Below are 19863 nucleotides of genomic sequence, written 5' to 3'. Positions count from 1 at the left end.
CCGACGTCGGCGGTCCATACCGATGACGCCAGGCCGTAGTCCGAGTCGTTGGCCCAGCCCAGCACCTGCGCCTCATCGGTGAATCTGGTCACCGACACCACTGGCCCGAACACTTCGCGCCGCACGATTTCGTCGTCCTGCTGAGCATCGGCCAACACCGTCGGTTCGAAGAAGAAGCCATTGCCGTCCACCGCTTTACCGCCGGTGATCAGGCGGATGTGCGGCTGCGCCACGGCGCGCTCGACGAACCCGGCCACGCGGTCGCGGTGCTGCGCGGTGATCAGCGGGCCGAGCTCGGTCGCCGGATCGTCCTGCAAGCCGTACTTGATGCTGCTGACCGCCGCGCCGAGTTTTTCCACGAATTTGTCGTAGATGCCTTCCTGGGCATAGATGCGGCAGGCGGCGGTGCAGTCCTGGCCGGCGTTGTAGAAACCGAAGGTGCGGATGCCTTCCACGGCGGCTTCGATGTCGGCGTCGTCGAAGATGATCACCGGGGCCTTGCCGCCCAGTTCCATGTGCATGCGCTTGACGCTGTCGGCGGTGCTGGAAATGATGTTCGAGCCGGTGGCGATGGAACCTGTCAGCGACACCATGCGCACTTTCGGGTGGGTGACCAGCGGGCTGCCGACCGTGGGACCACGGCCAAACACCAGGTTGAGCACGCCAGCGGGGAAGAATTCCGACGCCAGTTGTGCCAGGCGCAGGGCGGTCAACGGCGTCTGTTCCGACGGCTTGAGCACCACCGTGTTGCCGGCGGCGAGGGCCGGGGCGATTTTCCAGGCGACCATCATCAGCGGGTAGTTCCACGGCGCGATGGAGGCGATCACCCCCACCGGGTCGCGGCGGATCATCGAGGTGTGGCCGGGCAGGTACTCGCCACCGGCCGAGCCGCTCATGCAGCGGCTGGCGCCGGCAAAAAAGCGGAACACGTCGGCGATCGCCGGAATCTCGTCGTTGAGCGCGGCGCTGTAGGGCTTGCCGCAGTTGTCCGATTCCAGCTTGGCCAGCTCTTCGCCGTGGGCCTCGATGGCGTCGGCGAGTTTGAGCAGCAGCAGCGAACGTTCCTTGGGCGGGGTCTGCGACCAGCTGTCGAACGCAGCATCGGCGGCGCGCACAGCGGCATCGACCTGGGCTTCGCTGGCTTCGTTGATTTCCACCAGCACGCGGCCCAGCGCCGGGTTGAACACCGGTTGGGCGGGGCCTTCGCCGTTGATGAGTTGGCCGTTGATCAAGAGTTGGGTTTGCATGGTCTTGTCCTCTTTGGAACTGTTGTTTTACCTCTGAAGGAACCGGCTCAAAATGTGGGAGCGGGCTTGCTCGCGAAGGGGCCATCACCTTCAACATTGATGTCGGCTGACACACCGCTTTCGCTGGCAAGCCAGCTCCTACAAGATTCGGTTTCTTCAGTGGCTGAGTTGTCTGTTATTTCCCGCCGCTACCCGCCACGCTCTCACCGCCCCGCGTCAGGTAATAGGCGCCGAGAATCGGCAGCATGGTCACCATCATCACCAGCATCGCCACGACGTTGGTCACCGGCACGTCCCGGGGGCGGCTGAGCTGGTTGAGTAGCCACAGCGGCAGGGTGCGTTCATGGCCGGCGGTGAAAGTGGTGACGATGATCTCGTCGAACGACAGCGCAAACGCCAACATGCCTCCGGCCAGCAGCGCCGAGCCCAGGTTCGGCAGGATGATGTAGCGGAAGGTCTGCCAGCCGTCGGCACCGAGGTCCATCGAGGCTTCGATCAGACTGTGGGAGGTGCGGCGCAAGCGGGCGATGACGTTGTTGTAGACGATCACCACGCAGAAGGTCGCGTGGCCGACGATGATGGTGAACATCCCCGGCTCGATGCCCAGCGTCTTGAACGTCGCCAGCAGCGCGATCCCGGTGATGATGCCTGGCAGGGCGATCGGCAGGATCAGCATCAGCGAGATGCCTTGCTTGCCGAAGAAGTCCCGGCGATACAGCGCCGCCGAAGCCAGCGTGCCGAGGACCATGGCGATCAGCGTGGCAATCGAAGCGATCTGCAAAGACAGCTTGATCGCTTCCAGTACGTCGGGCCGCGAGAACGCCACGCCGATCCACTTCAGCGTGAAGCCCTTGGGCGGAAAGCTGAACGCCGCGTCTTCGGTGTTGAAGGCGTACAGGAAGATGATCAGGATCGGGAAGTGCAGGAACACCAACCCGCCCCAGGCTGCAATGCGCAAACCCAGGGATGCTTTTTCAGAGTGCATCGAAGGCCCCCAGTCGTTTGACGATGGACAGGTAAATGGCGATCAGCACGATCGGCACCAGGGTGAAGGCGGCCGCCATCGGCATGTTGCCGATCGCACCTTGCTGGGCGTAGACCATGCTGCCGACGAAGTAGCCCGGCGGGCCCACCAGTTGCGGCACGATGAAGTCGCCCAGGGTCAGCGAGAAGGTGAAGATGGAACCTGCGGCAATGCCCGGAATCGCCAGCGGAAGTGTCACTTGCATGAAGGTCTGGCGTGGCTTGGCGCCGAGGTCTGCCGAGGCTTGCAGCAAGGACGGTGGCAGGCGTTCCAGTGAGGCCTGGATCGGCAGGATCATGAACGGCAGCCAGATGTAGACGAACACCATGAAGCGTCCCAGGTGCGAGGTCGACAAGGTACTGCCGCCGACGCCGGGAATGCCCAGGATGAACTGCAAGACCGGCTCCAGCCCCAGGTGCTGGACGAACCACTGTGCCACGCCACCCTTGGCCAGCAACAGGGTCCAGGCATACGCCTTGACGATGTAACTGGCCCACATCGGCATCATCACCGCGATGTAGAAAAACGCCTTGGTCTTACCGGTGGTGTAGCGGGCCATGTAGTAGGCAATCGGGAACGCGACGATGGCGCTGGCGATCGAGACGACGACCGCCATGCTCAAGGTGCGCAGGATGATGTCGAAGTTCGATGGCTGGAACAGTGCGGCGAAGTTGGCCAGGGTCAGATCGGGGGTGACCGCCATGGTGAAGTCGTCAAAGGTGTAGAAACCTTGCCACAACAGGGTCAGCAACGAGCCGAGGTAGATCGCGCCGAACCACAGCAGCGGCGGCACCAGCAGCATCGACAGGTACAGGTTCGGCCGGCGATACAACAGGTTGGAAAATCGGCGCAACGGCGAGCCACTGGCCGGGTTTTGCGGGAGAGCGACGCTGGTCATTTCACACCCCACCCACGATGGTGTCGTGCAACGGGATCATCGCTTCACGCGCCCAGCGTGCGCTGAGGCGTTGCCCGGTCTGATGTTGCGCGCTGGTATCGAGCCACTGATTGTTGGCCTGGCTGATGTTCAGGGTCTGGCCATTTTCCAGCTTCAGTTCATAACGTGTGGCGCTGCCCTGGTACTGGATGTCGTGCAGTAAACCGCTGACTTCGATTTCGTGCGCGGCCAGTGGGCCTTCGGCGAAACGCACGTGTTCCGGGCGAATCGAAAACGGTTGTGGATTGCCGCTCAACTGCTGCGCCAGATCGCCGCGAATCACGTTGGAGGTGCCGACGAATTCGGCGACGAAGGTGGTTGCCGGTTTCATGTACAGGTTACGCGGCGAATCGACCTGTTCGATGCGACCCTTGTTGAACACGGCGACGCGATCGGACATCGACAGCGCTTCGGTCTGGTCGTGGGTGACGAAGATAAAGGTGATGCCGAGCAGGCGTTGCAGCTTCTTCAGTTCACTCTGCATTTGCTCGCGCAGCTTCAGGTCGAGCGCGCCCAAGGGTTCGTCGAGCAGCAGCACACGCGGACGGTTGACCAGGGCGCGGGCAAGGGCTACGCGCTGGCGCTGGCCACCGGACAGTTGCACCGGTTTGCGCTCGCCGTAACCGCCGAGGGCGACCATGTCGAGGGCTTCTTCGGCGCGTTTGCGGCGTTCGGTTTTGCCGACGCCTTTGACTTTCAAGCCATAGGCGACGTTGTCGAGTACGTTCATGTGTGGGAACAGCGCGTAATCCTGGAACACAGTGTTCACGTCACGCTGGTACGGTGGCAGGCCGGCGGCCTCCTCGCCATGAATGCGGATTGAGCCCGCGCTCGGTTGTTCAAAACCGGCGATCAGGCGCAGGCAGGTGGTTTTGCCCGAGCCTGAGGGCCCGAGCATGGAGAAGAACTCGCCGTCCTGGATGTCGATGGAAACCCGGTCAACGGCTTTCACTTCGCCGAACTGACGGGAAACGTTGGTGAACTGGACTGCAAGCGTCATGGTGCGGTGCTCCGAAAAGGCGAGGGCCGTCGCAGCGGCCCTGCCTGGACTTCTGAAAAATCTGAATCGAATACGGTGTGCTGACTGTAGAGATCCCCTGTGGGAGCGGGCTTGCTCGCGAATGCAGTGTGTCAGGCAACATCAATGCTGGATGTGATGGCCTCTTCGCGAGCAAGCCCGCTCCCACAGGGGCGGTGCCATCTCACAAACTATCTGCCGCCCATGATCGCGATGTAGTCCTGGGTCCAGCGGCTGTACGGCACGAACTTGCCGCCTTCGGCCTGTGGGGTTTTCCAGAAGGCGATCTTGTCGAACTGGTCGAACCCATTGGTCTTGCAACCTTCGGCGCCGAGCAGTTCGCTTTCCTTGCACGCGGCCGGTACCGCTGGCAACGAACCGAACCACGCCGCCACGTCACCCTGGACTTTCGGTTGCAGTGACCAGTCCATCCATTTGTAGGCACAGTTGGGGTGCTTGGCTTCGGCATGCAGCATGGTGGTATCCGCCCACCCGGTGGCGCCTTCTTTCGGGATGGTCGAGGCGATCGGCTGCTTCTCGTTGACCAGGCCGTTGACCTGATACGGCCAGGCCCCGGACGCCACCACGCCTTCGTTCTTGAAGTCACTCATCTGCACGGTGGTGTCGTGCCAGTAGCGGTGGATCAACGGCTGCTGCGCGCGCAACAGATCGAGCACCGCCTTGTATTGCGCTTCGGTCAGTTCGTAGGGGTTCTGGATGCCCAGTTCCGGCTTGGCGGTCTTGAGGTACAGCGCCGCGTCGGCGATGTAGATCGGGCCGTCATAGGCCTGCACGCGGCCCTTGTTCGGCTTGCCATCCGGCAGGTTTTCGGCATTGAACAACACGCCCCAGCTGTCGGGCGCGGTCTTGAATACGTTGGTGTTGTACATCAATACGTTCGGACCCCACTGGTACGGGGTGCCATAGGTCTGGTTGTTGACCACATACCACGGCGCATCTTTCAGGCGCGGGTCGAGGTTCTTCCAGTTCGGGATCAACGTCGTGTTGATCGGCTGCACTCGCTTGCCGACGATCAGGCGCAAGGAAGCGTCGCCGGACGCCGTCACCAGGTCATAACCGCCCTTGGCCATCAGGCTGACCATCTCATCGGAGGTCGCCGCGGTTTTCACGTTCACCTTGCAGCCGGTTTCCTTCTCGAAACCGGTCACCCAGTCGTAGGCCTTGTCGCTTTCGCCACGTTCGATGTAGCCGGGCCACGCGACGATATCGAGTTGCCCTTCGCCGGCACCGACAGCCTGCAACGGCTCGGCGGCCTGGACACTGGCACTGGCCAGCAGCGCGGTGGTGATTGCACTGAGCAGTGCGGTCTTGTGCACGAACATGGAATTTCCCTCTTCTTCAAATTATGGTCGGGGCAGTGGTGAACGTGGTGAAGCATGCCGCTATCGGCTTGTTATTAGCGTAGTCAGAGATGTTGCCCGTGGCGGGCCATGATGTGCCGCACCACGCTGTAGTCCTGGAGCGAATCGCTGGACAGGTCCTTGCCGTAGCCCGATCGCTTGAGCCCGCCGTGGGGCATCTCGCTGACCAGCATGAAATGGCTGTTGATCCAGGTGCAGCCATATTGCAAGCGCGCAGCGACCTGCATCGCCTTGTCCAGGTTCTGGGTCCAGACCGAGGAGGCCAGGCCGTATTCCGAGTCGTTGGCCCAGTCCACGGCTTGTTCGAGTTGATCGAATCGGGTCACGGTGACCACCGGCCCGAACACTTCGCGCTGGACGATTTCATCGCCTTGCTTGCAACCGGCGAGCAACGTCGGCTGGTAATAGAAGCCGGCGCCGGAATGCACCGCCGCACCGGTCACCCGTTCGATATGAGGCTGGCCGAGGGCGCGTTCGACGAAACTGGCCACGCGGTCGCGCTGGCGGGTGCTGATCAGCGGGCCGATTTCGTTGTCGGCATCGCGTTTGCCGGCGAAACGCAGGCTGCTGACCGCCGCGCCGAGTTCGGCCACCAGGCGGTCGTGAATGCCGGCCTGGGCATACACCCGGCAAGCGGCGGTGCAATCCTGCCCGGCGTTGTAGTAGCCGTAGGTGCGCACGCCTTCGACCACCGCCTGGATGTCGGCATCGTTACAGACGATCACCGGCGCTTTGCCGCCCAGTTCGAGGTGCGTGCGCTTGAGGGTTTTTGCCGCGGCCTGGAGGATTTTCTGCCCGGTGACGATATCGCCGGTCAGCGACACCATGCGCACCTTGGGGTGGCTGACCAGATGACTGCCGACGCCTTCGCCGCCACCGCAGACAATGTTGATCACGCCGGGCGGCAGGATCTCGGCCAGCGCCGGGGCCAACGCCAGGATCGACAGGGGGGTGTGCTCCGATGGCTTGAACACCAGGGTGTTGCCGGCGGCCAGGGCCGGGGCGATTTTCCACGCGGCCATCATGATTGGGTAATTCCACGGCGCGATGGACGCAACCACTCCAATAGGATCACGACGCACCATGCTGGTGTACCCGGGCAGGTACTCGCCGCTGAGCTGGCCGGTCTGGCAACGCACGGCGCCCGCGAAAAAGCGGAACACATCGACCGTGGCGCTCAGGTCGTCCTGACGGGCCAGATGCAACGGCTTGCCGCAGTTCAGGGATTCGAGGCGGGCGAGCAGGTCGGCGTTTTTTTCGATGGCGTTGGCGATATCGAGCAACAGGTTCGAGCGCTGCTGCGGCGTGGTTCGCGACCACCCGGCAAAGGCGCGGTGGGCGGCGAGGATGGCGGCTTCGACTTGTTCGGTGCTGGCTTCGGCGATGTGCGTCAGGACTTCGCCTGTGGCCGGGTTGAGAATCGGTTCGACACGGCCTTGCCCGGCGACCAATTCACCCTCGATCAACAATGCGGTGAACAACGGGGTCTGCGCGCCAGCCATTTTGCGGGTTCTCTTTTCTTGTGTGGCCATGTTGCTCCCTGTGACTGGGGCTGGCCGTCTTATATGGATGCATCAAGACTAGTGCGCAGACCCGAGGTCGACAAATTCTAAATACTGAAGGCGGCGTTCGATTAAATAGATGGCTTGCGCCCGCCGTGGGGTTGCTCGCGGGCGACCGTCAGGAACGGGTCCACCAGGGCCGGGCGCGCGGTCCCGCGGCGCCAGGCCAGGCCGACATCCAAGGTATGGCTGAGGTCGGCAATCGGCCGCGCTTCGATGATGTCGCCCTCCAGTGACCATGGCCGGTAAGTCATGTCGGGCTGGATCGACACGCCAAGGCCGGCAGCCACCAGGCTACGCACCGCTTCGGTCGAGGCGGTGCGCAGGGTGATGCGCGGTTGCAGGGAGGCGGCTGTCCACATGCGCTGGGCATTGCGGTCCATTTCATCGACGTTCAATTGAATCAGCGGTTCGCGGGCCACGTCGGCAAGGTTGATGCTGTCGTGTTCCAGCAGCGGGTGCTGGGCCGGCAGCCACAGCCGATGGGGCGAATGGGTCAGCACTTCGGTCTGCAGGGCGTGGCGGTCTTCGAGGTTGGAGAGGATCAACACGCCGACATCGATCTCGCCGCTGACCAGCAAGTGTTCGATGTAAGGGCGTTCGTCTTCCATCACGCGGATTTCGACGTTGGGGTAGGCGCGCTGGAAACGCGTGAGCAGGTCCGCCAGATAGTAACCGGCCACCAGGCTGGTCACCCCGACGATCAACTGCCCGGCCACCTGGTCGGTGCTTTGTTGCAGGCTGCGCTTGGCGTTGTCCACGGTAGCCAGGATCAAATGCGCCTGGCGCAGGAACTGGTGCCCCTGATGGGTCAGGGTCATGCCCTTGGCGTGGCGATTGAACAGGCCGACGCCGATTTCCTGCTCCAGTTGCTGGATCGCCAGGGTCAGGGTGGACTGGGAAATGAACGCGGTTTGCGCGGCGGCGGAGATCGAGCCGGTCTCGGCCACGGCAATGAAATGACGGATTTGACGCAAGGTCATCATGAAGAGCGTACCCGGTGGGCAGTTTTATAGATTTTATCGAGTGTATATCGTTTTTTTAGAGGGTAGCTGTAAGTCACCTGCGCAAAGCGTGAGCAACATCTGGAAGCAATCTAACAGGCCGTTTTCGGGCACTTTCGATCTAGGCTGGTGGCCTTAAGGTCTGGTTGTACCTTTTAGTGGAGGCGGAAAATGAACACCCGTGGATTGCTCGACCAGCTACTCAAATCCGGTCAGGACATGTTGCAGAACAAGACCGGTGGTGCCCGTAACACCTCGTCCAACGCAGGATTGGGCGGGTTACTCGGCGGCACCGGAGGCTCGGGCGGTCTCGGCAGCCTGCTCTCCGGTGCGGGCGGGGGGGCGTTGGCCGCCGGGGCCATGGGCCTGCTGCTGGGTAACAAGAAGGCGCGCAAGGTCGGGGGCAAGGTTGCGGTCTATGGCGGTCTCGCTGCATTGGGCGTTCTGGCCTACAAGGCCTACGGCAACTGGCAGGCCCAGCAGGGCACGGCGCCGAGGACCGAACCGCAAACCCTCGATCGATTGCCGCCGGCGCAAGTCGAGCAGCACAGCCAGGCGATTCTCAAGGCCCTGGTGGCCGCAGCCAAGGCCGACGGTCATGTCGATGCGCGCGAACGCGAGCTGATCGAAGGCGAGTTCAGCAAGCTCGACAACGACCAGGAGCTGCAACACTGGCTGCACGCTGAACTGAACAAACCGCTGGACCCGGGCGATGTTGCCCGCGCCGCCAGCACTCCGGAAATGGCTGCGGAAATGTACATCGCCAGCGTGATGCTGGTGGATGAGGAGAGCTTCATGGAGAAGTCCTACCTCGATGAACTGGCGCGCCAGCTCAAGCTGGAACCGGGATTGAAGGCCGAGCTGGAGAAACAGGTTCGCCAGGCTTCCTTGTAGGCGTCTGCCTTGAAAGATCGCAGCCTGCGGCGGCGCCCACAGGCGCGTAGGAGCTGCCGAAGGCTGCGATCTTTTGACTTTGATCCTGTCAATCACGCTTTTTTGCCCACGGGATAAGAACTGGCGCAACCGTCTTATAAATGAAACAGTGCCCTCGGCTATACTCCCCGCATTTCGAAATGCCCCCGAGGATTGACTGTGAAGAACTGGACGTTGCGCCAACGCATTTTGGCGAGCTTTGCGGTAATTATCGCCATCATGTTGCTGATGGTGGTCGTCTCGTATTCGCGCCTGTTGAAGATCGAGAGCAGCGAAGCCAGCGTTCGTGAGGATGCGCTGCCGGGGTTGTATTACAGCTCGATGGTGCGCGGCGCCTGGTCCGACAGTTATCTGCGGATGCTGGAGATGCTCGGCCTGGAACAGGGGCAGGGCTTCACCACCAAGGATGCGTCAGACTTCAAGGACTTCTCCGCGCGTCTGCTGGACCAGATGGAGCTTTATCGCCAGACGGTCACCACGGACGAGGACAAGGTCGAGTACGCCGCCTTTGAAAAACTCCACGCGGATTACCACCGGATCCTGATTGCCGTTACCGAGTTGCATAAACGCAATCAGGACGCCGAAGCCATCAGGATGTTCAACGAAGAGCTGACCCCGACCTGGACGGCCGGGCGCATGAAGCTCAGCGAAATTCTGCGTCACAACAAAGCCGTGGCAGACCAGGCTGTTGCAGCCATCGACGATGCGGTGATCACCGCGAAAGTCATCATGGGTATTTCCCTGGTGTTCGCCGTGCTGGCCGCCGGCCTCTGCGGCCTGCTGTTGATGCGCGCGATCATGGCGCCGATGAATCGCATCGTGCAAATCCTCGAAATCATGCGCACGGGCGATCTGAGCACGCGCCTGAATCTTGAGCGCAAGGACGAATTCGGTGCCGTGGAAACCGGCTTCAACGACATGATGGCCGAGCTGACCTCCCTGGTGTCCCAGGCCCAGCGCTCGTCGGTGCAAGTAACCACCTCGGTCACCGAGATCGCCGCGACCTCCAAGCAACAACAGGCCACCGCCACCGAAACGGCCGCCACCACCACTGAAATCGGCGCGACTTCCCGTGAAATCGCCGCCACCTCCCGTGACCTGGTGCGCACCATGACCGAAGTGTCCACCGCCGCCGACCAGGCCTCGGTGGCCGCCGGCTCCGGGCAACAGGGCCTGGCGCGCATGGAAGAAACCATGCATTCGGTAATGGGCGCCGCCGACCTGGTCAACGCCAAGCTGGCAATCCTCAACGAGAAGGCCGGAAACATCAACCAGGTGGTAGTCACCATCGTCAAGGTCGCCGACCAGACCAACCTGTTGTCGCTCAACGCGGCTATCGAGGCCGAGAAGGCCGGCGAATACGGTCGCGGTTTTGCCGTGGTCGCCACCGAAGTGCGGCGCCTGGCGGACCAGACCGCCGTCGCCACCTACGACATCGAACAGATGGTGCGCGAGATTCAATCGGCGGTGTCGGCCGGTGTGATGGGCATGGACAAGTTCTCCGAGGAAGTGCGCCGTGGCATGTTCGAGGTGCAGCAGGTCGGTGAACAGCTGTCGCAGATCATCCATCAGGTGCAGGCGCTGGCGCCGCGGGTATTGATGGTCAACGAAGGTATGCAGGCCCAGGCCACCGGCGCCGAGCAGATCAACCACGCGCTGGTGCAGTTGGGCGATGCCAGCAGCCAGACCGTCGAATCCCTGCGCCAGGCCAGTTTCGCCATCGACGAGCTGAGCCAGGTGGCCGTAGGGCTGCGCAGCGGCGTCTCGCGATTCAAAGTCTGATGAGCGAACTCACGGCCAAGCGCGTCGTCGTGAAACAGGCGGCGCAGGCGCTGTTTCTGGTGTTTCGAATCGGCCACGAGCGTTATGCCTTGCAGGCGATCGAGGTGGCGGAAGTGCTGCCGCGCCTGCCATTGAAGCCGATTGCCCAGGCGCCGCACTGGGTGGCCGGGGTATTGGCCTATCGCGGCGCGGTGGTGCCGGTCATCGACCTCAGCGCCCTGGCTTTTGGCACGCCCGCGCAGGCGCGCACCAGCACGCGGTTAGTGCTGGTGCATTACCGCCCGGATCCGACCGCCGAGGCGCAATTGCTCGGGCTGATCCTGGAACGGGCCACCGACACCTTGCGTTGCGACCCGACGGATTTTCAGCCCTATGGCCTGGACAACCCCCAGGCGCGGTATCTGGGCCCCGTGCGTGAGGATACCCAGGGATTGCTGCAATGGGTGCGGGTGGCCGAGTTGCTGGACGATCAGGTGCGTGCGCTGTTGTACCCGACGCCACCCCTGGACCTGACCGGGCTGGAGGCGCAGCGATGAGCAGCGACCAGCGCTTTTTCGATTTCCTCAAGGAACGCATCGGCCTCGACGTGACGTCAGTCGGCCCGGCGATCATCGAGCGTGCGGTGCGCCAACGCAGCGCCGCGTCCCAGGCGCAAACGGCCGACGAGTACTGGCGCACCTTGCAGTGTTCAAGCGACGAGCAGCAGGCGCTGATCGAAGCGGTGATCGTCCCCGAGACCTGGTTTTTCCGTTACCCGGAATCCTTCGCCACCCTGGCGAAACTGGCGACCAGACGCCTGGCCGATCTCAACAACATGCGCGCCCTGCGGATTCTCAGCCTGCCGTGTTCCACCGGTGAAGAGCCTTATTCGATCGCCATGGCGCTGCTGGATGCCGGGCTCAAGCCGCATCAGTTCAAGGTCGACGGCATGGACGTCAGCCCGCTGTCGGTGGACAAGGCGCGACGTGCGTTGTACGGCAAGAATTCATTTCGCGGTCAGGACATTGCTTATCGCGAGCGCTATTTCAGCGCCGAGAACGACGGCTATCGACTCAGCGCGCGGGTTTTGGATCAGGTGCGCCTGCAGGTGGGCAATCTGCTTGATCCGGCCTTGCTCGCCAGCGAGCCGCCCTACGACTTCGTGTTCTGCCGCAATCTGCTGATCTACTTCGACCTGCCGACGCAAAAGCAGGTTTTCGAGGTGCTCAAGCGCTTTACCCATGTCGACGGCGTGCTGTTTATCGGCCCGGCCGAAGGCAGCCTGCTGGGGCGCCTGGGCATGCGCTCGATTGGCATCGCGCAGTCCTTTGCCTTCAGTCGTCATAGCGCTCCAGAGCCCGAACCTCTGCCGGCATTCGTCCCCACGCCGTTGCCGATGCCGCAACCTGTGCGCCGGATTGCGCCGGTACCGACTCAACGGCGCCCGTTCGCCAGCGTTGCGCAGGCATCGCACCCGCTTAAACCGAACAACTTCGAGGCCGCCGCGCTGCTGGCCAACGTCGCCGCGCTGGCCAATGAAGGCAAGAGTGCCGAAGCCCGCGCCGCCTGCGATCATTATCTGCGCCACCACGAACCGGTGGCCCAGGTGTTCTATTGGCTGGGACTGCTCAGCGATGTCGCCGGCAGTGTCCTCGAAGCCCAGGGTTTTTATCGCAAGGCGTTGTACCTCGAACCGCAACATGCCGACGCGTTGATGCACCTTGCCGCCTTGCTGCAATCCCAGGGCGATACCGCGGGAGCCAGACGATTGCAGGACCGCGCCGCCCGCAGCGAGCGCGCCGCTGACAGTGAGCGTAAACGATGATCGCCTCCGACTCCTTGAGCGTCACCCATGAAGATGCCCAGGCCATCGATGATTGCTGGAACCGTATCGGCATCCATGGCGACAAGTCCTGCCCGCTGCTGATCGAACACATCCATTGCCGCAATTGCGCGGTGTATTCGGCGGCCGCAACGCGTCTGCTGGACCGTTACGCGTTGCAGCAGGAAGACCGCGGCTCAGTGTCCGTTGAGGTCGAGAGCGAGGTGCAAACCCGTTCGCTACTGATGTTTCGCCTCGGCGAAGAATGGCTGGGGCTCGCCACCCGCAGCCTGGTGGAAGTGGCGCCGTTGCAAACCATTCACTCCTTGCCGCATCAGCGCTCCCGGGCCTTGCTCGGGGTGGCGAATGTGCGGGGCGCGCTGGTGGCGTGCCTCTCGTTGGTCGAGTTGCTGGGGCTCGATAGCGTCGGCAGCGTGGCCACTGGTGCGCGGGTCATGCCGCGGATGCTGATCATTGCCTCCCACGGCGGTCCGGTGGTGGTGCCGGTAGACGAAGTGGACGGGATTCATGCCATCGACGAACGCATCCTCGACGCGGCGTCCCGCTCCGGCGCGCAGGCCAGTGCCAAGTACACCCGTGGCGTGCTGCAATTCAAAGGTCGCAGCCTGCGTTGGCTGGATGAACAGCAGTTGTTGTCCGCCGTGACCCGGAGCCTCACATGACCCCCGAGCAAATGCGCGACTCCTCTTTGTTGGAGCTGTTCAGTCTGGAAGCCGAGGCCCAGACCCAGGTGCTCAGCGCAGGTCTGTTGGCGCTGGAGCGTGATCCGACCCAGGCCGATCATCTCGAATCGTGCATGCGTGCGGCGCATTCGCTCAAAGGCGCGGCGCGAATCGTCGGCGTCGATGCCGGCGTCAGCGTCGCGCATGTCATGGAAGATTGCCTGGTCAGTGCCCAGGAAGGGCGCCTGTACCTGCGGCCGGAGCACATCGACGCGCTGCTGCAAGGCACCGATTTGCTGATGCGCATCGCGACGCCGAACAGTGTGTCGGGGCCTGCGGAAATCGACGCCTATGTCGCGTTGATGGGGCGTTTGCTCGATCCGATGGCTGCCGAGGTAGCGAACCTGGCACCCGCCGCGCCGCTGATGGCAGAGCTGCAACTCGAAGCGCCCGCACCGGTGATGGAAGAGCCGGAGCCGCTGCCGGTCTCGCCGAAACAGCCCCGGCGCACTACCGAAAACGGCGAGCGCGTGCTGCGGGTCACGGCCGAGCGCCTGAACAGCCTGCTTGATCTGTCGAGCAAATCCCTGGTGGAAACCCTGCGGCTCAAACCGCACCTGGCCACCATGCAGCGGCTCAAGCGCATGCAGAGCAACAGCCTGCGGGCCCTGGAAAACCTCAACGTCCATCTCAAGGACCAGGCCCTGAGCCTGGAAGCCCGGGAAACCCTCGAAGATGCCCGCCGGCTCCTGGCTGAGTCCCAGCAATTATTGGTAGAAAAAAACGCCGAGCTGGATGAGTTCGCCTGGCAGGCCAGCCAGCGTGCGCAGGTGTTGTACGACACCGCCCTGGCGTGTCGCATGCGGCCGTTCGCCGATGTCCTGACCGGCCAGGTACGCATGGTTCGTGACCTCGGTCGTAGCCTCGGCAAGCAGGTGCGGCTGGAAATCGAGGGCGAGAAAACCCAGGTCGACCGTGATGTACTGGAGAAACTCGAAGCGCCCCTGACGCACCTGCTGCGCAACGCCGTGGATCACGGAATCGAAACCCCGGAACAACGCCTGTTGGCCGGCAAGCCGGAGGAAGGCGTGATCCGTCTGCGCGCCTCCCATCAAGCCGGCTTGCTGGTGCTGGAGCTGAGCGATGATGGCCATGGCGTCGATCTGGAAAAAGTGCGGCGCAGCATCGTCGAACGCCAGTTGTCCCCGGCCGATACCGCCGCGCAACTGAGTGAAGAGGAGCTGCTGACGTTCCTGTTCCTGCCTGGCTTCAGCCTGCGCGACAGGGTCACCGAAGTCTCCGGGCGCGGTGTCGGCCTGGATGCGGTGCAGCACATGGTCCGCCAGTTACGCGGCGCGGTGGTGCTGGAGCAGACGGCGGGCGAGGGCAGCCGCTTCCATCTCGAAGTGCCACTGACCTTGTCGGTGGTGCGCAGCCTGGTGGTGGAAGTGGGCGACGAGGCCTATGCCTTCCCGCTGGCTCACATCGAACGCATGTGCGATCTGGAACCGGCGGATATCGTCCAGGTCGAGGGGCGCCAGCATTTCTGGCACGAAGGCCGGCATGTCGGACTGGTGGCGGCCAGCCAGTTACTGCAGCGCCCGGCGAACCAGCTGGCTCAGCAAACCCTGAAAGTCGTGGTGATCCGTGAGCGCGATACGATTTATGGCGTTGCGGTCGAGCGCTTTATCGGTGAGCGGACCCTGGTGGTGCTGCCCCTGGACGAGCGTCTGGGCAAGATCCAGGATATCTCCGCCGGGGCCTTGCTCGACGACGGTTCGGTGGTGTTGATCGTCGATGTCGAGGACATGCTGCGTTCGGTGGACAAACTGCTCAACACCGGGCGCCTGGAGCGCATCGCGCGTCACAGCAGCCAGGCCGTCGAAGCGGCCCGCAAGCGGATCCTGGTGGTCGACGACTCCCTGACCGTGCGTGAGCTGCAGCGCAAACTGTTGCTCAATCGAGGTTATGACGTGGCCGTGGCGGTCGATGGCATGGATGGCTGGAACGCCTTGCGCTCGGAGGATTTCGACCTGCTGATCACCGACATCGATATGCCGCGCATGGACGGCATCGAGCTGGTGTCGTTGTTGCGCCGGGACAATCGCCTGCAATCGCTGCCGGTGATGGTGGTGTCCTACAAGGATCGTGAAGAAGACCGTCGTCGTGGACTGGACGCCGGGGCCGACTATTATCTAGCCAAAGCCAGCTTTCACGACGACGCCCTGCTCGATGCAGTGGTTGAGCTCATTGGAGGAGCACGGGCATGAAGATCGCGATAGTCAACGATATGCCCATGGCCGTGGAAGCATTGCGCCGGGCATTGGCCTTCGAGCCGGCACATCAGGTGATCTGGGTGGCGGGCGATGGCCGGGAGGCGGTGCGAAAGTGTGCCGAACAGACGCCGGACCTGATCCTGATGGACCTGATCATGCCGGTAATGGACGGCGTGGAAGCCACCCGGCGCATCATGGCTGAAACGCCCTGCGCGATCGTCATCGTCACCGTTGATCGCCAGCAGAATGTGCATCGGGTATTCGAGGCCATGGGCCACGGGGCGCTGGATGTGGTCGACACGCCGGCCCTCGGCGCGGGCAATGCCCAGGACGCGGCGGCGCCGCTGTTGCGCAAGATCATGAACATCGGCTGGCTGATCGGCGACAAGGGCAATCGGGAGCGACCGGCACCGAGTCCCGCGCGCAGTAGCGGCCCGCGCCAGAGCCTGATCGCCATCGGTTCATCCGCTGGCGGGCCGGCGGCCCTGGAAATCCTGCTCAAAGGCCTGCCCCGGGATTTTTCCCCGGCCATCGTGCTGGTGCAACACGTCGACCAGGTCTTCGCCGCCGGCATGGCCGAATGGCTCGGCAGCGCCAGCGGCCTGAAGGTGCGCCTGGCCCAGGAGGGCGAGCCGCCGCAAGGCGGCACCGTGCTGCTGGCGGGCACCAATCACCATATTCGCTTGTTGAAGAACGGCACCCTGGCCTACACGGCCGAACCGGTCAACGAGATCTACCGGCCCTCCATCGACGTGTTTTTCGAGAGCGTGGCCAGTTACTGGAACGGTGATGCGGTTGGCGTTTTGTTGACCGGCATGGGGCGTGATGGGGCGCAAGGGCTTAAACTCATGCGCCAGCAAGGTTACCTGACCATCGCGCAGGACCAGCAGAGCAGTGCGGTGTACGGCATGCCCAAGGCGGCTGCGGCCATCGATGCCGCAGTGGAAATACGCCCGCTGGAAAAGATAGCGCCTCGTTTGCTGGAGCTTTTTCCCAAATGACCCTCTCAACAGCAATCCTGGCCCAAGCAGTTTCAGGTGAACGCACATGAATGAATTACAGCTCGACGACTTCAAGACTGACGAAAATGCCGCCATGGTGCTGTTGGTGGACGATCAGGCCATGATCGGCGAGGCAGTTCGGCGCGGGTTGTCGAACGAAGACAATATCGACTTCCACTTCTGCGCCGACCCGCACCAGGCCATTGCCCATGCCGTGCGCATCAAGCCGACGGTGATCCTGCAGGACCTGGTCATGCCCGGCCTCGACGGCCTGAGCCTGGTGCGCGAATACCGCAAACACCCGGCGACCAAGGACATTCCGATCATCGTCCTGTCGACCAAGGAAGACCCGCTGATCAAGAGCGCGGCGTTCGCGGCCGGGGCCAACGATTATCTGGTCAAGCTGCCGGACAACATCGAACTGGTCGCGCGCATTCGCTATCACTCGCGCTCCTACATGACGCTGCTGCAGCGTGATGCGGCGTACCGCGCCTTGCGGGTCAGCCAGCAGCAGCTGCTCGACACCAACCTGGTGCTGCAACGCCTGATGAACTCCGACGGCCTGACCGGGTTGTCGAACCGTAGGCATTTCGATGAGTACCTGGAGCTGGAATGGCGCCGTTCGCTGCGCGAGCAGAGCCAATTGTCGCTGCTGATGATCGATGTGGACTACTTCAAGACCTACAACGACACCTTCGGCCACCTGGAAGGCGACGAAGCCCTGCGCCAGGTCGCCGCGGCCATTCGTGACGCCTGCGCCCGGCCTTCCGACCTGCCGGCCCGCTACGGCGGCGAAGAGTTCGCCCTGGTGCTGCCCAACACCTCCCTCGGCGGCGCGCGCCTGGTGGCGGAAAAACTACGGATGACCGTGGCGGCGCTGAAGATCCCGCATATAGCCCCGACCGAAGGCTCGAGCCTGACCATCAGCATCGGCCTCTCGACCATCACCCCGACGGCAGGCAGCAATTGCCGGGAATTGATCTCGGCGGCGGACAAGGGGCTGTATCTGGCGAAGCACAATGGGCGGAATCAGGTGGGGATTGAGTGATCTGCAATTTCTACCAAACGACATAGAACCTGTGGGAGCCGGGCTTGCCCGCGATGACGGTATGTCAGTCGACGAAAGTATTGGCTGTCAGGCCCTCATCGCGGGCAAGCCCGGCTCCCACAGGGTTCTGCGTCATCGCAAAGATCCCCTGTAACCACGTCTTTTCGGCCAGGCGGACTGCCGTTTTCGGCCGTTTGCCGGTATACTCGCCGGCTTTCAAAAGTTCGCCAACGAGTGCTGCCCGCCATGGAAATCAACCCGATCCTTAACACCATCAAGGACCTGTCCGAGCGCTCCGAAACCATTCGGGGGTATCTTTGACTACGATCAAAAGCATGAGCGTCTGACTGAAGTCAATCGCGAGCTTGAAGATCCGAGTGTCTGGAACAAGCCTGAATACGCCCAGGAGTTGGGGCGCGAGCGCGCTGCGCTGGCGCAGATCGTCGACACCCTCGACGAATTGAACACCGGTCTGGCCGATTGCCGTGACCTGCTGGACATGGCCGTCGAAGAAAACGACGAAGGCGCAGTGGGCGATGTCGTCGCCGAGCTGGCCCGTCTCGAGGAAAGTCTGGCCAAGCTGGAATTCCGCCGCATGTTCAGCCATGAAATGGACCCGAACAACGCGTACCTGGACATCCAGGCCGGTTCCGGCGGCACCGAAGCACAGGACTGGGCCAACATCCTGTTGCGCATGTACCTGCGCTGGGCCGATAAACGCGGTTTCGACGCGACCATCATGGAGCTGTCGGCCGGTGAAGTCGCCGGTATCAAGGGCGCGACCGTGCACATCAAGGGCGAATACGCCTTTGGCTGGCTGCGTACCGAAATCGGCGTGCACCGCCTGGTGCGCAAGAGTCCGTTCGACTCCGGCAACCGTCGCCACACCTCGTTCTCTGCTGTGTTCGTTTCCCCCGAGATCGATGACAAGGTGGAAATCGAGATCAACCCGGCAGACCTGCGGATCGACACCTATCGTTCCTCCGGTGCCGGTGGTCAGCACGTAAACACCACCGACTCGGCCGTACGTATCACCCACGTACCGACCAACACCGTGGTCAGCTGCCAGAACGAACGTTCCCAGCACGCCAACAAGGACACCGCCATGAAAATGCTGCGGGCCAAGTTGTACGAGCAGGAAATGCAGAAACGCAACGCCGCGTCCCAGGCGCTGGAAGACACCAAGTCGGACATCGGCTGGGGTCACCAGATCCGTTCCTACGTCCTCGATGCCTCGCGCATCAAGGACCTGCGGACCAACATCGAGCGCAGCGACTGCGACAAGGTACTCGACGGCGATATCGACGAATACCTGGAAGCCAGCCTGAAATCCGGTCTGTAATACACTGACACACCGCGATCCCCTGTAGGAGCCGGCTTGCCGGCGATCCCCGGCCGCAGGCCGGGGACAACGAACCAGATGGAATATTTAAAGACATGAGCGACCTAGAACTCGACCCGCAAGCCCTGCAACAGGAAGAAAACTCCCTGATCGCCCTGCGCAAGGAAAAGCTTGCTGCCGAGCGCGCCAAGGGCAATGCCTTCCCGAACGACTTCCGCCGCGAAAACTACTGCAATGACCTGCAGAAACAGTACGCGGACAAGACCAAGGAAGAGCTGGCAGAGGCTGCAATCCCGGTCAAGGTTGCCGGTCGCATCATGCTCAACCGTGGCTCGTTCATGGTGATCCAGGACATGACCGGTCGCATCCAGGTCTACGTCAACCGCAAGACCCTGTCCGAAGATACCCTGGCTGCGGTGAAAACCTGGGACATGGGCGACATCATCGCCGCCGAAGGCACCCTGGCCCGTTCCGGCAAGGGCGACCTGTACGTTGAAATGACCAACGTGCGCCTGCTGACCAAATCCCTGCGCCCGCTGCCGGACAAGCACCATGGCCTGACCGACACCGAACAGCGCTATCGCCAGCGTTACGTTGACCTGATCGTCAACGAAGACGTGCGCCAGACCTTCCGCGTGCGTTCGCAAGTCATCGCCCACATCCGCAGCTTCCTGATGAAGCGTGACTTCCTGGAAGTGGAAACGCCGATGCTGCAGACCATCCCGGGTGGCGCGGCAGCCAAGCCGTTCGAAACCCACCACAACGCGCTGGACATGGAAATGTTCCTGCGTATCGCGCCAGAGCTGTACCTCAAGCGCTTGGT

At 62.6% G+C, this 19863-nt stretch carries 17 protein-coding genes; 10 read left to right on the top strand and 7 right to left on the bottom strand.

Annotated elements, in window-relative coordinates:
- The 7 genes from SOP85_RS28320 to SOP85_RS28290 form a co-directional block, all read right to left on the bottom strand.
- Positions 1–1247 (bottom strand): gamma-aminobutyraldehyde dehydrogenase (locus tag SOP85_RS28320; protein WP_323629006.1); only part of this gene is annotated, 1247 nt, incomplete at its 3' end.
- A gap of 175 nt (positions 1248–1422) precedes the next feature.
- Complete coding sequence (locus SOP85_RS28315) at positions 1423–2232, bottom strand: ABC transporter permease (RefSeq protein WP_046816458.1); 810 nt, start codon at positions 2230–2232, stop codon at positions 1423–1425.
- Entirely contained in the window at positions 2222–3169 is a 948-nt protein-coding gene (locus SOP85_RS28310) for an ABC transporter permease (RefSeq protein WP_046816459.1), read from the bottom strand. Before SOP85_RS28310 ends, SOP85_RS28315 begins: the two co-directional genes overlap by 11 nt.
- Before the next feature lies 1 nt (position 3170).
- Positions 3171–4208: an ABC transporter ATP-binding protein gene (locus tag SOP85_RS28305; RefSeq protein WP_323629005.1), complete on the bottom strand. Its 1038-nt coding sequence runs from the start codon at positions 4206–4208 to the stop codon at positions 3171–3173.
- A gap of 209 nt (positions 4209–4417) precedes the next feature.
- Positions 4418–5569 (bottom strand): putative ABC transporter substrate-binding protein YdcS, encoded by a 1152-nt coding sequence (gene ydcS / locus SOP85_RS28300; protein ID WP_323608721.1) that lies wholly within the window; start codon positions 5567–5569, stop codon positions 4418–4420.
- Positions 5570–5652: 83 nt separating this feature from the next.
- Positions 5653–7110: a gamma-aminobutyraldehyde dehydrogenase gene (locus tag SOP85_RS28295; RefSeq protein WP_323629008.1), complete on the bottom strand. Its 1458-nt coding sequence runs from the start codon at positions 7108–7110 to the stop codon at positions 5653–5655.
- 131 nt (positions 7111–7241) lie between these two features.
- Positions 7242–8156 carry a LysR family transcriptional regulator gene (locus SOP85_RS28290; protein ID WP_323608722.1) on the bottom strand — a complete coding sequence of 305 codons (915 nt, stop codon included), beginning with the start codon at positions 8154–8156 and terminating at the stop codon, positions 7242–7244.
- A gap of 189 nt (positions 8157–8345) precedes the next feature.
- Here SOP85_RS28290 and SOP85_RS28285 point away from each other — a divergent pair, with 189 nt between their 5' ends.
- The 10 genes from SOP85_RS28285 to SOP85_RS28240 form a co-directional block, all read left to right on the top strand.
- Positions 8346–9068, top strand: a complete 723-nt coding sequence (locus SOP85_RS28285) for a tellurite resistance TerB family protein (RefSeq protein WP_323608723.1) — start codon at positions 8346–8348, stop codon at positions 9066–9068.
- Between the two features lie 198 nt (positions 9069–9266).
- On the top strand, positions 9267–10889 hold the full coding sequence (locus SOP85_RS28280; RefSeq protein ID WP_274077206.1) for a methyl-accepting chemotaxis protein: 1623 nt from the start codon (positions 9267–9269) through the stop codon (positions 10887–10889).
- Positions 10889–11425, top strand: a complete 537-nt coding sequence (locus SOP85_RS28275; protein ID WP_323629004.1) for a chemotaxis protein CheW — start codon at positions 10889–10891, stop codon at positions 11423–11425. The genes SOP85_RS28280 and SOP85_RS28275 overlap by 1 nt, the downstream gene beginning before the upstream one ends.
- Positions 11422–12693, top strand: coding sequence for a CheR family methyltransferase (locus tag SOP85_RS28270; RefSeq protein ID WP_323629003.1), 1272 nt, complete (start codon positions 11422–11424; stop codon positions 12691–12693). The genes SOP85_RS28275 and SOP85_RS28270 overlap by 4 nt, the downstream gene beginning before the upstream one ends.
- Entirely contained in the window at positions 12690–13373 is a 684-nt protein-coding gene (locus SOP85_RS28265) for a chemotaxis protein CheW (RefSeq protein ID WP_323629002.1), read from the top strand. Before SOP85_RS28270 ends, SOP85_RS28265 begins: the two co-directional genes overlap by 4 nt.
- On the top strand, positions 13370–15643 hold the full coding sequence (locus tag SOP85_RS28260) for a hybrid sensor histidine kinase/response regulator (RefSeq protein WP_323629001.1): 2274 nt from the start codon (positions 13370–13372) through the stop codon (positions 15641–15643). The genes SOP85_RS28265 and SOP85_RS28260 overlap by 4 nt, the downstream gene beginning before the upstream one ends.
- A complete protein-coding gene (locus SOP85_RS28255) occupies positions 15640–16650 on the top strand; it encodes a chemotaxis response regulator protein-glutamate methylesterase (protein ID WP_274077201.1) in 1011 nt (336 codons plus the stop codon). The genes SOP85_RS28260 and SOP85_RS28255 overlap by 4 nt, the downstream gene beginning before the upstream one ends.
- 46 nt (positions 16651–16696) lie before the next feature.
- Positions 16697–17698 carry a PleD family two-component system response regulator gene (locus tag SOP85_RS28250; RefSeq protein ID WP_323608729.1) on the top strand — a complete coding sequence of 334 codons (1002 nt, stop codon included), beginning with the start codon at positions 16697–16699 and terminating at the stop codon, positions 17696–17698.
- A gap of 246 nt (positions 17699–17944) precedes the next feature.
- Positions 17945–19040, top strand: a protein-coding gene (gene prfB / locus SOP85_RS28245) for a peptide chain release factor 2 (RefSeq protein ID WP_109790603.1) whose coding sequence is annotated in 2 segments (ribosomal slippage) — positions 17945–18016 and positions 18018–19040 — 1095 coding nt in all. Because the reading frame shifts where the segments join, the coding sequence is not laid out codon by codon here.
- 95 nt (positions 19041–19135) lie between these two features.
- On the top strand, positions 19136–19863 hold a 728-nt coding region (locus SOP85_RS28240; RefSeq protein ID WP_323629000.1), incomplete at its 3' end, for an amino acid--tRNA ligase-related protein.

Source organism: Pseudomonas sp. YuFO20, from assembly GCF_035064975.1.
GTDB lineage: Bacteria > Pseudomonadota > Gammaproteobacteria > Pseudomonadales > Pseudomonadaceae > Aquipseudomonas > Aquipseudomonas putida_AE.
The sequence above is the reverse complement of the archived record's forward strand: the minus strand, read 5'-3'. Positions and strand labels throughout refer to the sequence as shown.

Excerpts from the sequence above, each read along its gene's own strand:
- ydcS (WP_323608721.1), bottom strand. The coding sequence starts at position 5,569 with ATGTTCGTGCACAAGACCGCACTGCTCAGTGCAATCACCACCGCGCTG.
- SOP85_RS28250 (WP_323608729.1), top strand. The coding sequence starts at position 16,697 with ATGAATGAATTACAGCTCGACGACTTCAAGACTGACGAAAATGCCGCC.
- SOP85_RS28255 (WP_274077201.1), top strand. The coding sequence starts at position 15,640 with ATGAAGATCGCGATAGTCAACGATATGCCCATGGCCGTGGAAGCATTG.
- SOP85_RS28285 (WP_323608723.1), top strand. The coding sequence starts at position 8,346 with ATGAACACCCGTGGATTGCTCGACCAGCTACTCAAATCCGGTCAGGAC.
- SOP85_RS28315 (WP_046816458.1), bottom strand. The coding sequence starts at position 2,232 with ATGCACTCTGAAAAAGCATCCCTGGGTTTGCGCATTGCAGCCTGGGGC.
- SOP85_RS28270 (WP_323629003.1), top strand. The coding sequence starts at position 11,422 with ATGAGCAGCGACCAGCGCTTTTTCGATTTCCTCAAGGAACGCATCGGC.
- SOP85_RS28295 (WP_323629008.1), bottom strand. The coding sequence starts at position 7,110 with ATGGCTGGCGCGCAGACCCCGTTGTTCACCGCATTGTTGATCGAGGGT.
- SOP85_RS28265 (WP_323629002.1), top strand. The coding sequence starts at position 12,690 with ATGATCGCCTCCGACTCCTTGAGCGTCACCCATGAAGATGCCCAGGCC.
- SOP85_RS28305 (WP_323629005.1), bottom strand. The coding sequence starts at position 4,208 with ATGACGCTTGCAGTCCAGTTCACCAACGTTTCCCGTCAGTTCGGCGAA.
- SOP85_RS28290 (WP_323608722.1), bottom strand. The coding sequence starts at position 8,156 with ATGATGACCTTGCGTCAAATCCGTCATTTCATTGCCGTGGCCGAGACC.
- SOP85_RS28275 (WP_323629004.1), top strand. The coding sequence starts at position 10,889 with ATGAGCGAACTCACGGCCAAGCGCGTCGTCGTGAAACAGGCGGCGCAG.
- SOP85_RS28310 (WP_046816459.1), bottom strand. The coding sequence starts at position 3,169 with ATGACCAGCGTCGCTCTCCCGCAAAACCCGGCCAGTGGCTCGCCGTTG.
- SOP85_RS28260 (WP_323629001.1), top strand. The coding sequence starts at position 13,370 with ATGACCCCCGAGCAAATGCGCGACTCCTCTTTGTTGGAGCTGTTCAGT.